We start from the raw sequence: 14178 nt of genomic DNA on the forward strand, positions 1-14178 counted from the left end.
CAACGACTCCGCGCAAGAAGCAGATCAGGGATGAAGCGTACAGGAAAGAAGACTGCGACAGATCGGAATTTCGTCGTCGCGCTTTCCCGCGGACTGGACGTATTGCGAGCCTTCCACCCCAATGACGGCCTGCTCGGCAATCAGGAGATTGCGGCGCGCACCAACCTGCCGAAGCCGACGGTTTCGCGGCTGACTTACACCTTGACCAAGCTCGGCTATCTCGCGCCGGTTCCCCGATTCGAGAAGTACCAGCTCACACCCGCCGCGATGTCGCTCGGTTACGCGGCGCTCGCCAATCTCGGTGTTCGGCATTTGTCCGAGCCGTTTCGCGAGGATGTGATGCGCGCGACTGGCGGCGCCGTCGCCGTCGGCGGCCGCGATCGTCACAGCATGATCTATTTCGGACAGAGCCGCGGCAGCGAAACGGTCGGCGTTCAACTTGACGTCGGCTCGCGCGTGCCGATTGCAACCAGCGCGATGGGCCGGGCCTATTTCTGGGCACTCGACGACGCGGACCGCGCGGAGCTGTCGCGCCTGTTGCGCGAACATTACGGCAGCCGCTGGCCGAAGATGCGCGACGGGCTGGAACGCTCCGGCGAGACCGTCGCGAAATACGGTTTTGCGATTTCGGTCGGCGACTGGCACGACGATATCGGCGCCGCCGGCGTCGCGCTCAAGCTCAACGACGGAACCGGACCTTACGCGTTCAACTGCGGCGCGCCCGCATTCCGCTTCACGGAAGAGCGTTTGATCAACGACATTGGACCGCGTCTCTTAGCGATGGTAAGGAACATCGAAGCGGCGCTCGGGGGTCTGATGCCGCATTCCAAAAAAGACGTCAGCAAAAAGCTGAAATCAGGAGGGAAAGTTGCTCGTGTGGCCGAGGGGATCAGATAGGCTTTGTCAACGTCGGGAGCGGTTCGCATCGCCCCTTCGCTCACTGAACGACGTGAGCGAGACGAGATGACGCAGGCACAGCTCGCGCAGGGGACATCGCCCCTGCTCGCCGTTCGCGACGTCAGCGTCGTGTTCGGCGGCATTGTCGCGCTCAACGGCGTGTCCTTCGACATGCAGAAGGGCCAGATCCTCGGATTGATCGGCCCCAACGGCGCCGGCAAGACCACGCTCTTCAATTGCCTGTCCCGGCTCTACCAGCCGTCATCCGGCGATATCCTGATGGAGGGCGCGAGCATCCTGACGCGGCCGCCGCACCGGATCGCCGAAATCGGCATCGGCCGCACCTTCCAGAACGTGGCGCTGTTTCCGAACCTCTCGGTGATGGACAACGTTCGCGTCGGAACCCACGCCCGGACGTCCAGCGACATCATCAGCGACTCGCTGCGCCTTGCCTGGATTCGCCGGAGCGAGACCGACGTGAACAAGAAGGTGCACGACATCCTCGCCTATCTCGATCTCGAGGACGTCGCCCACACCGTGGTGTCCGGCCTGCCCTTCGGCACGCAGAAGCGCGTCGAGCTCGCACGTGCGCTCGCGGCCGACCCGAAGATCCTGCTGCTCGACGAGCCTGCCGGCGGCCTCAATCACGAGGAAGTCTACGTGCTGGGCGATCTCATCCGCAAGATCCGCGACGAGCGCCACATGACCGTGCTGCTGGTCGAGCATCACATGGGTCTCGTGATGTCGATCGCCGACCACGTCGTCGCGCTGAATTTCGGCAAGAAGCTCGCAGAAGGCACGCCCGCCCAGGTGCAGGCCGACCCCGACGTCATCAAGGCCTATCTCGGGAGCAAGGACCAATGACGACGCTGCTCAACGTCAAGGACCTGCGCGCCTATTACGGCCAGGTCCAGGCGCTCCACGGCCTGTCCTTCTCGCTCAACGAGGGCTCGCTGACGACGCTGCTCGGTGCCAACGGCGCCGGCAAGACCACCACGCTGCGCGCGATCTGCAACATGGTGCGCTCGACCGGCGGCATCGAGTTCGACGGCAAGCCGCTGAACAACCGCTCGACCGAAAGCATCGTGCGGTTCGGCATCGCCCATGTGCCGCAGGGCCGCGGCACCTTCACCACCATGACGGTGGAGGAAAATCTCCAGCTCGGGGCCATCACCCGCAAGGACAGCGCCGGCATCGTCTCCGACATCGAGCGCATGTATGCGCATTTTCCGGTGTTGAAGCAGCGCCACACCCAGCAGGCCGGCACGCTCTCCGGCGGCGAGCAGCAGATGCTCGCGGTCGCTCGCGCCTTGATGCTGCGGCCGCGGCTGATGCTGCTGGACGAGCCGTCCTTCGGCCTCGCGCCGCTGGTGGTGCGCGACCTGTTCGGCATCCTCGGCAAGATCAACCGCGAGGACAAGGTGTCGATCCTGGTGGTCGAGCAGAACGCCCAGCTCGCGCTCGAGCTTGCCGACCAGGCCTATGTGATCGAGACCGGCCGCATCGTGATGTCGGGCAACGCCAAGGACATCGCGAACAACGAAGAAATCCGCAAATCCTATCTGGGTTACTGAGGGAGCCGGCACAATGGAGCTGTTCACCAACCAGGTCCTGGCCGGCATCGCCACGGGCGCGATCTATGCCTGCATGGCGCTCGCCGTGGTCATGATCTACCAGGCCATCGACCATCTCAACTTCGCGCAAGGCGAGATGGCGATGTTCTCGACCTTCATCTCCTGGCAGCTGATGCAGTGGGGCGTGTCCTATTGGGCAGCCTTCGTGATCACGCTGGCATTCTCCTTCGTCGCCGGCATCGCGATCGAGCGCATCCTGTTCAAGCCGCTTGCCAAGGCGCCGGTGCTGACCAACGTCGCCGGCTTCATCGCACTGTTCGCGATCATCAACTCCTCGGCGGGCCTGATCTGGGACTTCACCATCAAGCAGTACCCGACCCCGTTCGGCTCCGCGCCGTTCCTGGGCAGCCAGCTGATCTCGACCCACCAGGCCGGCATGATCGGCGTCACCGTGCTGCTGCTGCTCGGCCTCTACTTCTTCTTCCAGTACACGCGGATCGGCCTTGCGATGCGGGCCGCAGCCTCGGTGCCTGAATCGGCCCGGCTCGTCGGCATCAACACGAGCTGGATGATCGCGCTCGGCTGGGGCATGGCGACCGCGATCGGCTCGATCGCCGGCATGCTGATCGCACCGGTCGTGTTCCTGGAGCCCAACATGATGGGCGGCGTGCTGATCTACGGCTTCGCCGCGGCGGTGCTCGGCGGGCTCTCCAGCCCGTTCGGCGCCGTGGTCGGCGGCTTCCTGGTCGGCGTCTTCGAGAACCTCGCCGGCACCTACATCCCCGGCGTCGGCAACGAGCTGAAACTCCCGATCGCGCTCGCGCTGATCATCTCCGTCCTGGTCGTCAAACCCGCTGGCCTGTTCGGCCGGCAAATCGTCAAGCGAGTTTGATCATGAGCGCAGCAGAAGAAGTCGTTGCCGAAGGCCACCAGGCCGTCGAGGCCGTTCCGAAGCGAGCCATGACGCTGGGTACCGGCACCTCGCTGGTGGTGCTGGCGGCGCTGTTGCTCGTGCCGATGTTCGTCAAGAACTTCATCATCTTCCAGATGACGATGCTCCTGATCTACGGGCTCGCCGTGCTGGCGCTCAACATCCTGACCGGCGGAAGCGGCCAGTTCTCGCTCGGCCAGAGCGCCTTCTACGCCGTCGGCGCCTATACGTCGGCGGTGCTGATGGAGCACGCCAACATCAACTACGCGCTGACGATTCCGATTTCCGCGACGGTCTGCTTCGGCTTCGGGTACCTGTTCGGCAAGCCGGCGCTGCGGCTGTCGGGTGTCTATCTCGCGCTCGCGACCTTCGCGCTCGCCACCGCGATGCCGCAGCTCCTGAAGCTGAACTTCCTGGAACACTGGACCGGCGGCGTGCAGGGCCTCGTCGTCACCAAGCCGGACGCGCCGTTCGGTCTGCCGATGTCGCAGGACACCTGGCTGTACTACTTCACCCTCATCGTGACGGTCGCGATCTACCTGCTGTCGGTGAACCTGTTGCGCTCGAGGTCCGGCCGCGCCTTCATGGCGATCCGCGACAACGAGATCGCGGCGTCCTCGATGGGTGTCAACGTCTCCCGCTACAAGACGCTGGCTTTCGGCGTGTCGGCGGCGATCACCGGCGTTGCCGGCTCGCTCGGCGCCATTGCGGTGCAGTTCGTCGCTCCCGACAGCTACACCATCACGCTGGCGATCTCGCTGTTCCTCGGCATGGTGGTCGGCGGCGTCGGCTGGCTGCCCGGCTCGTTCGTCGGTGCGGCCTTCATCATCTTCGTGCCGAACATGGCGGAGAGCATTTCCAAGGGCCTCTCCGGCGCCGTGTTCGGCGTGCTGCTGTTCCTCGTCATCTACCTCGTGCCGCACGGCGCAAGGCAGATCGCGATCCTGGGCCAGCAATTCGCCGGCAAGCTCAGAAAGAACTGAAAACCAGTTGAATTAGAGAAGGAGACCGAATTGAACTTTGGAAGAACACTGCGAGCCGCCGCGCTGGTCACGGCAACGGCGGCCACCACTCTCACCTCCGGCGCAGCACTCGCCCAGAAGAAATACGACACCGGCGCAAGCGACACCGAGATCAAGATCGGCAATATCATGCCGTACAGCGGTCCGGCGTCGGCTTATGGCGTCATCGGCAAGACCGAAGAAGCCTATTTCAAGATGATCAACGACAAGGGCGGCATCAACGGCCGCAAGATCAACTTCGTCACCTATGACGACGGCTACTCGCCGCCGAAGGCCGTCGAACAGGTCCGCAAGCTGGTCGAGAGCGACGAGGTGCTGGCCGTGTTCAATCCGCTCGGCACACCCTCGAACAGCGCGATCCAGAAGTACCTCAACTCCAAGAAGATTCCGCAGCTGTTCGTCGCCACCGGCGCCACCAAGTGGAACGATCCGAAGAACTTCCCCTGGACCATGGGTTGGCAGCCCTCATACCAGAGCGAAGCGCATATCTACGCGAAATGGCTGATGAAGGAGAAGCCCGACGCCAAGATCGCGATCCTCTATCAGAACGACGATTTCGGCAAAGACTACCTCAAGGGCACCAAGGACGGCCTCGGCGCCAAGGCCTCGTCCATGATCATCATGGAGGAGAGCTATGAGGTGTCCGAGCCCTCGATCGACGGCCACATCGTCAAGATCAAGGCGGCCAATCCCGACGTGCTGCTGATCTACACCACGCCGAAGTTCGCGGCCCAGACCATCAAGAAGACGGCCGAGCTCAGCTGGAAGCCGCTGCAGATCCTCACCAACGTGTCGATCTCGGTCGGCAGCGTGATGAAGCCGGCCGGCTTCGAGAACGCGCAGGGCGTGCTGTCGGCGGCTTACGCCAAGGATTCCACCGATCCCCAGTGGGCCAACGATCCCGGCATGAAGAAGTGGAACGAGTTCGTCGACAAGTACATGCCCGGCGCCGACAAGTCCGACACCAGCATGGTCTATGGCTATGGTGCTGCGTCAACCCTCGCCAAGGTGCTCGAGATGTGCGGTGACGATCTCACCCGCGCCAACATCATGAAGCAGGCCGCGAGCCTGAAGGACTTTGCGCCGGATACGCTGCTGCCCGGTGTCAAGATCAACACCAGCCCGACCGACTTCGCCCCGATCGCCCAGCTCCAGATGCAGCGCTTCAAGGGCGAGAAGTGGGAACTGTTCGGCGAGATCATCAGCGGCGACGTCGCTTCCGAGTGACACGCTGACGTCATAGTCCGGCCCCGAGAAGCCCCCGCGAACGATCGCGGGGGCTTTTTGTTGACGACACACGCCAATCTTGTTCAATGCGGCGTCGAGCCAACTCGGGGTGGGAGAATGATGACTGCCGTTCGATTTCAGGTTGCGGCGCTTCTGGCCGTCGTCGCGTTGTGCACTGCGATGGGCAGCAGCGAGGTGCTGGCGCAGAAGAAATACGACAGCGGCGCTTCCGATACCGAGATCAGAATTGGCAATATCATGACCTATAGCGGCCCGGCCTCGGCCTATGGCGCGATCGGCAAGGCTGAAGAAGCCTATTTCAACAAGGTCAATGCCGAGGGCGGCATCAACGGCCGCAAGATCAAGTTCATCTCCTATGACGACGCCTATTCGCCGCCGAAGACGGTGGAGCAGGCGCGCAAGCTGGTCGAGAGCGACGAGGTGCTGCTGGTGTTCGGTTCGCTCGGCACCTCCACCAACAGCGCCATCCGCAAATACATGAACGAGAAGAAGGTGCCGCAATTGTTCGTGGCAAGCGGCGCCTCGAAGTGGAACGACCCGAAGCAGTATCCCTGGACCATGGGCTGGCAGCCGAGCTACGCCAGCGAAGCGCGCATCTACGCCAAGTACATCATGAAGGAGAAGCCGGACGGGAAGATTGCCGTGCTCTACCAGAACGACGATTTCGGCAAGGATTACCTGAAGGGGCTGAAGGACGGCCTTAGCGCCAAGGCCTCGATGATCGTGCTGCAAGAGCCCTACGACACGTCCGAGCCCGCCATCGACGAGCACGTCGTGAAGCTGAAGGCCTCGGGCGCCGACGTCTTCATCAGCATCACCACGCCGAAATTCGCCGCGCAGGCGATCAAGAAGGCGGCGGAGATCAACTGGCATCCGGTCTACATCGTCTCCAACGTCTCGGCCTCCGTCGGCGGGGTGATCGAGCCGGCCGGTCTCGAGATCTCACAAGGCATCCTGTCGGCGACCTACACCAAGGACGGCTCCGATCCGCAGTGGAATGCCGATGACGGCATGAAGCGGTTCTACAACTTCCTCGCGCAGTACGACCCCAAGGCCAACAAGCTCGATGCCGGCGTCGTGTTCGGCTATGCCGCCGCGCAGACCATGGTGAAGGTGCTGCAGATGTGCGGCGACGACCTCACCCGCGAGAACGTCATGAAGCAGGCGGCCTCCCTGAAGGATTTCGAGCCCGACACGCTGCTGCCCGGCATCAAGATCAACACCGCGCCGGACAATTTCGCCCCGATCGAGCAGCTGCAGATGATGCGCTTCAAGGGCCGGAAATGGGAGCTGATCGGGGACATCATCTCCAGCGAGATGGATCATTGACGCGACGCAACTCAAAATCGCACCCGGATTGGTTAAACAACTCAAGACAGCCGCGCCTTCTCGCAGTCGCACACGAGAGCCCTGCCGCCGCTGACTACTAAAGACGCAGCCCCTGCGACCCCGTCGCGGGGGCTTTCTGTTGAAGCCGTTGGCCAAATCGTATTGAATTGCGGCCGCGCCGCCAAAAACAATCAAGACAAAAAAAGGGACGCACACACACCAAGAAAATAGGGAGATAGGAATGCCCGCTGTCACCGGCAAACTTGCGGCCGCATCACTGGCGCTTGCGCTCATTGCGGCCTCGGCCTCCACCGCATCGGCCCAGAAGAAATACGATACCGGCGCGACCGATACGGAGATCAAGATCGGCAACATCATGCCCTACAGCGGACCGGCCTCCGCCTACGGCATCATCGGGCGGACCGAGGCCGCCTATTTCAAGAAGATCAACGACGAGGGCGGCATCAACGGCCGCAAGATCAACTTCATCTCCTATGACGACGGCTATTCGCCGCCGAAGACCGTCGAGCAGGCGCGCAAGCTGGTCGAGAGCGACGAGGTGCTGTTCATCTTCAACTCGCTCGGCACGCCGCCAAACTCGGCGATTCACAAATACATGAACTCCAAGAAGGTGCCGCAGCTCTTCGTCGCCACCGGCGCCACCAAGTGGAACGACCCCAAGGACTTCCCATGGACCATGGGCTGGCAACCCAACTACCAGAGCGAAACGCAGATCTATGCGAAATGGCTGTTGAAGAACAAGCCGGACGCCAAGATCGCCGTGCTCTATCAGAACGACGATTACGGCAAGGACTATTTGAAGGGCCTGAAGGACGGCCTCGGCGCCAAGGCCGCTTCGATGATCATCATGGAGGAGAGCTATGAGACCTCCGAGCCGACCATCGACAATCACATCGTGAAGCTGAAGTCGACCGGTGCCGACGTCTTCATGAACATCACGACGCCGAAATTCGCGGCGCAGGCGATCAAGAAGAACGCCGAGATCGGCTGGAAGCCGCTGCACTTCCTCAACAACGTCTCGGCGTCGGTCGGCAGCGTGCTCAAGCCCGCGGGCTTCGAGAATGCCCAGGACATCATTTCCGCGGACTATCTCAAGGACGTTTCCGATCCCGAGTGGAACAACGACCCCGGCATGAAGGACTTCCTGGCCTTCATGAACAAGTACTTCCCCGAGGGCGACAAGCTCGACCATGGCACCATCGTCGGCTACGGCGTGGCGCAGACCCTGGTCCAGGTGTTGAAGCAGTGCGGCGACGACCTCACCCGCGCGAACGTCATGAAGCAGGCGGCCAGCCTGAAGGACTTCCGCACCGAAGTGCTGTTGCCCGGAATCCAGATCAACACCTCGCCGACCGACTTTGCACCCATCAGCCAGCTCCGGCTCGAGAAGTTCAAGGGCGAGAAGTGGGAGCTGTTCGGCGACGTGATCAGCGCCGACGTCGGCGGCTAGCCACCCGACGATCTGACGACGGAAAGCCTCCTGCGAGAGCATCGCAGGGGGCTTTTTCCTGCGTGCCGATTATGATCACGCGATTGCATAATCGAATGATGGCAAAGCCGACTTACGCTTCGGCGCCCAATGCGGTAGGCAGGGGAACGGCGGCGCTTGTCGCCACTCTGTTCCGTCTGTCCAATCCGTCTGCTCAAGGCCATCGTCATGACCGACCGACGTCCCCTGCTCCGCGCGCTCTATGACGCCGCCGTCGCCGCCGCCCATCCCAATGTGGTGCTGGCGCCGCACTTGCGGCCCGCACCCAGGGGACGCGTGATCTGCCTCGCCGCCGGCAAGGGTGCGGCCGCCATGGCCGCGGCGGCCGAGCGGCACTATCTCGACACGCTTCAGCTCGCACCGGAGCGCCTTGTCGGCATCGCCACCACGCGTCACGGCTACGGCGTGCCGACCCGCCGCATCCGCGTCGTCGAAGCCGGCCATCCCGTGCCGGATGAGGCCGGCCTGAAGGGCGCGGCCGACACGCTCGCGCTCGCAGGCGAAGCCGGGCCGGACGATCTGCTGCTGGTGCTGCTCACCGGCGGCGGCTCGGCGAACTGGATCGCGCCGAGCGAGGGCATCAGCTTCGCGCAGAAGCAGGCGGTCAACAGGGCGCTGCTGCGCTCGGGCGCGCCGATCGGCGAGATGAACGTCGTGCGCAAGCACCTCTCGCGCATCAAGGGCGGGCGTCTGGCGCGCGCCGGCAAGAATGCCGCCGAGATCGTGACGCTCGCGATCTCCGACGTGCCGCATGACGATCCTTCCGCGATCGCCTCGGGCCCCACCGTACCCGATCCGACCACGCTGGCCGATGCACGCGCGATCGTCGCGAAATACAAGCTCGACATCGACGATGCCGTGCGCCGCGCGCTCGATGACGAACGCAACGAAAGCTGCAAGCCCGATGATCCCGCCTTCGCGCGGGCGCGTTTCGAACTGATCGCGCGGCCCAAGCAGTCGCTCGACGCCGCAGTGAAGCTCGCGCGCGACTCCGGCTTTGAGACGATCGACCTCGGCGCCGATCTCGAAGGCGAGGCGCGCGAGGTCGCCGCCGCTCACGCCAGGCTGGCGCTCGACGCGCGCGCACGGGGCAAGCGCCTCGCGATCCTCTCCGGCGGCGAGCTCACGGTCACCGTGCGCGGCAACGGGCGCGGCGGGCCGAACCAGGAATATGCGCTGGCGCTCGCCAGCCTGTTCAAGGACACACCGAACATTTCGGCGCTCGCCGGCGACACCGACGGCGCCGACGGCGGTGCCGGCCACCCGACCGACCCCGCCGGCGCACTGATCGACGCGGCGACGTTTGCGAAGATGAAGATGCTGGGGCTGCAGCCGCAGGCCTATCTGGACAACAACGACGCGACCAGCTTCTTCGAGGCGACGGGAGATCTGCTGCAGCCGGGCCCGACGCTCACCAACGTGAACGACATCAGGGTGATCCTGGTGGATTAGAACTCGCTTTGTTCGATGCCATCGCGGAGTCCGGCAATGACGGAGAGCGCGGCTTAACGCTTGGCGCTGACATGCTCGAGCAGCGCGAGCAGGCCCTTCAACAAGTCCGTCGGCGACGGCGGGCAGCCCTTGATATGCAGATCCACCGGCACGGTCTCGGACACGCCGCCGACGCAGGCGTAGCTGCCTCTGAAAATGCCGCCATCGATCGCGCAGCCGCCGACCGCGACGACCCATTTCGGATCGGGCGTCGCGTTGTAGGTCCGCTCCAGCGCCTGTCGCATGTTCTTCGTCACCGGACCGGTGACCAGCAGCACGTCGGCGTGCCGCGGCGAGGCGACGAAGCGCAGGCCGAAACGTTCGATGTCGTAGAAAGCGTTGGACAGCGCGTGGATTTCCAGCTCGCAGCCGTTGCAGGATCCGGCATCGACCTCGCGAATGGCAAGAGAACGCCCGAGCCTGGCCTGGGCCGCGCGGTCGACTTTCGTTGCAAGCTCCGCCAGCGCCGACTCGTCCGGCGCCGGCGCGGGCTCCGTCAGCGAACCATGGGTGAGGCTTTCGAGCAGGGTCTTGCGCATGGTTTAGAGGTCCGCGCCCGAATAGGAACAGTTGAACGACTTGTTGCAGAGCGGGAAGTCGGCAATGATGTTGCCGTCGATCGCGGTTTCCAGCAACGGCCACTGGAACCACGAGGCATCGCGCAGGTGGCAGCGTTCGACGCGCAACTCGCCATCGAGCCGCAGCCAAACCAGCACGTCGCCGCGGAAGGCCTCGGTGAGCGCCATGCCTTCACAGGCACCGCGGCCGATCCTGGGAGGCAGCGCGGTCTGCAGCCCTCCTGGCTCATCAAGCCGGTCCAGGATCTGCTCGATCAGCGCGACGCTCTGCTCGACCTCCCGGATGCGGATCCAGACCCGCGCGTTGACGTCGCCGGCCTGGAGAACCGGCACCTCGAACGACAGCGCGTCATAGGGCATGTAGGCCAGCGCCCGCCGCGCATCAAAATCGCGGCCCGAAGCACGGCCGACATAACCGCCGGCGCCGAACTGGCGCGCATATTCAGCCTTCACGATGCCCGTGGTGACGGTGCGGTCCTGCAAGGACGCCGTGTTGTCATAGAGCTCGATCAAGCGCGGAAAGACCTTGCGCAGCTCCGCGAGCAGCGCGCGCAGCGCGGAAACACCGTCCGGCGCGATATCGCGCGTCACCCCACCGGGCACGATGACGTCCATCATCAGGCGATGGCCGAACGCGACATTTGCGGCGCGCAAGCAGCGCTCGCGCAGAATACCGGTCTGGGCATGCATCAGCGCGAACGACGCGTCGTTGCAGATGGCCCCGATGTCGCCCAAATGATTGGCGAGCCGCTCCAGTTCCGCCATCAGCGCTCGCAATAGAGTCGCCTGCCTCGGCGCCTCGATCTGCAGCGCCGCTTCCACGGCACGCGCAAAGGCAAAGGCGTAGGCCACCGCGCTGTCGCCGGAGGTGCGGTTGGCGAGCTTTGCCGCGGCATCGAGGCTAGCGCCCTGCATCAATGACTCGACGCCCTTGTGGGTGTAGCCGAGCCACTGCTCCAGCCGCACCACATGCTCGCCATTGGCGGTGAAGCGGAAATGGCCGGGCTCGATGATCCCGGCATGGACGGGGCCAACCGCCACCTGGTGCAACGCCTCGCCTTCGGCCGGCAGGAACTGGTACGGCTGCACGTCGCGCGATGCATTGCGGCCCGAGAGCGGATAGGATTTGCCCCAGGCATGGTGATCGAGCCAAGGCCGGAGATCTGGCCGCAGATCGCCAGCGCCAGTCGGAACGAGCCCGAACAGATCGTGAATGGTCCGCTCCAGCCGAAGCGCCGGCGGATGACGGCTGGCGACGCTTGGAAATGTGCCGGCTGTACACTCGTAGGTGACGACCGCGATCTCGGCCGAGCCCCCATCGAGCAGCGCCATATGCACCGCCGCCGGCTCGCCCCAGAAGCCGAGCAGCGTGAGGCCTCCCTCGACCAGTCGATCGATCGCCGCCTGCCAACCCGCCTCCGTCACGACCGCGCGCGGCCAGGGCCGGTGCGACAGCACCGCGTTGACATGGGGGATGCTGTCGAAGATGCCCATGGCCTACCCCAGGAGCTTCGCGACGTTCTGGAAGCCAGTGACCAGCCCCGGCGGCAGATAAATGCCGGCCATCAGCACCAGCGCGAGATGCGTGAACATTGGCACATAGGACGCCTCCGCCGGCGCGGTAGGTCCCTTGGGTTCGCCGAACATCACGGAGCCGACGCGCAGCAGCAGGCCGCCGAGCGCGATGATGATGCCGAGCACCAGGATCATCGTCAGCCAGGGCGCGTGCGAGAAGGTCGAGCTCACCACCAGGAACTCGCTCATGAAGATGCCGAGCGGCGGCAGCCCGACGATGGCTATGACGCCGAGCATCAACCCCCAGCCGAGCACGGGATTGGTCACCGTAAGTCCACCGATGTCGGCGATCTTCTGCGTGCCCTTGACCTGCGCGATGTGGCCGACAGCGAAGAAGATCGCCGACTTGGTCAGGGAATGCATGGTCATGTGGAGGAGGCCGGCAAAATTCGCGAGCGGCCCGCCCATGCCGAAGGCGAAGACGATGATGCCCATATGCTCGATCGAGGAGTAGGCGAACATGCGCTTGATGTCGCGGCGGCGGTAGAGCATCAGCGAAGCGAAGATCACCGAGATCAGGCCCATCGTCACCATCAACGGCCCCGGCGCGATGGCCGCGAGATTGACCGCGAGCATCATCTTGAAGCGCAACAGCGCGTAGAGCGCCACGTTGAGCAGGAGGCCCGAGAGCACCGCCGAGATCGGCGTCGGACCCTCCGCATGGGCATCGGGCAGCCAGGCGTGCAGCGGCGCGAGGCCGACCTTGGTGCCGTAGCCGAGCAGCAGGAAGACGAAGGCGACGTTGAGCAGCGCCGGGTCGAACCGTGCGGCGTGCTTCACCAGCACCGTCCACACCATGCCGTCGAGCCCCTCACCGACCACGGGGCGCGCCGCCATGTAGACCAGGATGGTGCCGAACAGCGCCAGCGCGATGCCTACGCTGCCGAGGATGAAGTATTTCCAGGCCGCTTCCAGCGCCTCGTGGGTGCGGTAGATGCCGACCATCAGCACGGTCGTCAGCGTCGCCACTTCGACTGCGACCCACATCAGGCCGATATTGTTGGCGACGAGCGCGAGGTTCATCGCGAACATCAGCGTCTGATACATCGCGTGGTAGAAGCGAAGGAACGTCGGCGTCAGGCGTCCGATCTCGATCTCGTGCTGGATATAGCTCGCGCTGAACACCGATGTGGTGAAGCTGACGAAGGTGGTCAATACGATGAAGACCTTGTTGAGGTCGTCCACCAGCAGATACTGCCCCGACACCGGCTCGACCACGAACAGCGAGAGCGAGGTCAGGAAGGTCGCGAGTGCGGCCACCACGTTCAGCTTCGCCGTCTGCCCATAGCCCGGCAAAATCGCCAGCAGCGCCGCCGAGACCGCCGGGATCACGAGGATGGCGCTGAGGACGTCGATGCTCATCGCCGCTCTCCGCGGAAACGGTCGAGCGCCTGCATGTCCACGCTGTCAAAGCGCTCGCGGATGCGGAACAGGAAGATGCCGATCACGATGAAGGCGATCAGCACCGAGAACGCGACGCTGATTTCGACCACCAGCGGCATGCCCTTGGCGCCGGTTGCCGCCAGCACCAGCCCGTTCTCCAGCGACATGAAGCCGACGACCTGGCCCACCGCGTTGCGCCGCGTCACCATGATCAGGAGCCCCAGCAGCACCACCGACAGCGCGAAGGCGAGGTCCTCGCGCGCGAGCGCATCTGCGCCCGGCGTCACCCGCAGCATCACCACCATCGACAGTGCGACGAGGCCGATGCCGGCCATCATGGTCAGCCCGATCCCGATCACGTTCTCGATCTCGCGGTGGATACCGAGCCGCTTGATGATCCGGTGCAGCGCCACCGGGATGATGATGGCCTTGAACACCAGCGCGATCAGCGCCGTGACATAGAGATGCGGCGCTTGTTGCACATAGGCCTGCCAGGCCACCGACAGCGCCAGCATGCCGGCATGCAGCGCATAGACGTTGAGCAGCGCATAGAGCCGGTCCTGGTAGAGCATCATGAAACTCGCCAGCACGAGGGAGCCGGCGAGCAGATGGGCGATGTCGAATTGCAGGCTACTCATCT

Annotated in this window: 13 protein-coding genes; 9 read left to right on the plus strand and 4 right to left on the minus strand. The window is 64.0% G+C overall.

The genetic code is table 11. The annotated features are described in order from the left end of the window. Positions 1-30 precede the first annotated feature (30 nt). The 9 genes from UNPF46_RS11470 (at position 31) to UNPF46_RS11510 (ending at position 9963) form a co-directional block, all read left to right on the plus strand. Positions 31-897 carry an IclR family transcriptional regulator gene (locus UNPF46_RS11470; RefSeq protein ID WP_174719271.1) on the plus strand — a complete coding sequence of 289 codons (867 nt, stop codon included), beginning with the start codon at positions 31-33 and terminating at the stop codon, positions 895-897. A 66-nt stretch (positions 898-963) separates the two neighbouring features. After that, the gene (locus tag UNPF46_RS11475; RefSeq protein WP_097660016.1) at positions 964-1761 is read left to right on the plus strand and encodes an ABC transporter ATP-binding protein; all 798 of its coding nucleotides are present in this window, start codon (positions 964-966) and stop codon (positions 1759-1761) included. Next, positions 1758-2471 carry an ABC transporter ATP-binding protein gene (locus UNPF46_RS11480; RefSeq protein ID WP_008135694.1) on the plus strand — a complete coding sequence of 238 codons (714 nt, stop codon included), beginning with the start codon at positions 1758-1760 and terminating at the stop codon, positions 2469-2471. The genes UNPF46_RS11475 and UNPF46_RS11480 overlap by 4 nt, the downstream gene beginning before the upstream one ends. Positions 2472-2484: 13 nt before the next feature. Next, on the plus strand, positions 2485-3363 hold the full coding sequence (locus UNPF46_RS11485) for a branched-chain amino acid ABC transporter permease (protein ID WP_097660018.1): 879 nt from the start codon (positions 2485-2487) through the stop codon (positions 3361-3363). Positions 3364-3365: 2 nt separating this feature from the next. Further along, positions 3366-4385 carry a branched-chain amino acid ABC transporter permease gene (locus UNPF46_RS11490; RefSeq protein ID WP_100175210.1) on the plus strand — a complete coding sequence of 340 codons (1020 nt, stop codon included), beginning with the start codon at positions 3366-3368 and terminating at the stop codon, positions 4383-4385. A 30-nt stretch (positions 4386-4415) separates the two neighbouring features. Further along, entirely contained in the window at positions 4416-5651 is a 1236-nt protein-coding gene (locus UNPF46_RS11495; protein ID WP_142250081.1) for an ABC transporter substrate-binding protein, read from the plus strand. A 120-nt stretch (positions 5652-5771) separates the two neighbouring features. Further along, positions 5772-7001 carry an ABC transporter substrate-binding protein gene (locus tag UNPF46_RS11500; protein WP_142250082.1) on the plus strand — a complete coding sequence of 410 codons (1230 nt, stop codon included), beginning with the start codon at positions 5772-5774 and terminating at the stop codon, positions 6999-7001. A gap of 241 nt (positions 7002-7242) precedes the next feature. Next, positions 7243-8472 (plus strand): ABC transporter substrate-binding protein, encoded by a 1230-nt coding sequence (locus UNPF46_RS11505; protein ID WP_142250083.1) that lies wholly within the window; start codon positions 7243-7245, stop codon positions 8470-8472. A 207-nt stretch (positions 8473-8679) separates the two neighbouring features. Beyond that, complete coding sequence (locus tag UNPF46_RS11510; RefSeq protein ID WP_142250084.1) at positions 8680-9963, plus strand: glycerate kinase type-2 family protein; 1284 nt, start codon at positions 8680-8682, stop codon at positions 9961-9963. A 53-nt stretch (positions 9964-10016) separates the two neighbouring features. Here UNPF46_RS11510 and UNPF46_RS11515 read toward each other — a convergent pair whose 3' ends face one another. The 4 genes from UNPF46_RS11515 to UNPF46_RS11530 are packed head-to-tail and all read right to left on the minus strand — an operon-like array spanning position 10017 to position 14176. Then, positions 10017-10541, minus strand: a complete 525-nt coding sequence (locus tag UNPF46_RS11515) for an NADH-quinone oxidoreductase subunit B family protein (protein ID WP_142250085.1) — start codon at positions 10539-10541, stop codon at positions 10017-10019. A 3-nt stretch (positions 10542-10544) separates the two neighbouring features. Continuing rightward, positions 10545-12074 (minus strand): hydrogenase large subunit, encoded by a 1530-nt coding sequence (locus UNPF46_RS11520; protein WP_142250086.1) that lies wholly within the window; start codon positions 12072-12074, stop codon positions 10545-10547. A 3-nt stretch (positions 12075-12077) separates the two neighbouring features. Next, positions 12078-13517, minus strand: a complete 1440-nt coding sequence (locus UNPF46_RS11525) for a hydrogenase 4 subunit F (RefSeq protein ID WP_142250087.1) — start codon at positions 13515-13517, stop codon at positions 12078-12080. Continuing rightward, on the minus strand, positions 13514-14176 hold the full coding sequence (locus UNPF46_RS11530; RefSeq protein WP_100175203.1) for a hydrogenase-4 component E: 663 nt from the start codon (positions 14174-14176) through the stop codon (positions 13514-13516). Before UNPF46_RS11530 ends, UNPF46_RS11525 begins: the two co-directional genes overlap by 4 nt. Between the last annotated feature and the right edge of the window lie 2 nt (positions 14177-14178).

The organism is Bradyrhizobium sp. UNPF46 (assembly GCF_006658625.1).
GTDB lineage: Bacteria > Pseudomonadota > Alphaproteobacteria > Rhizobiales > Xanthobacteraceae > Bradyrhizobium > Bradyrhizobium nitroreducens.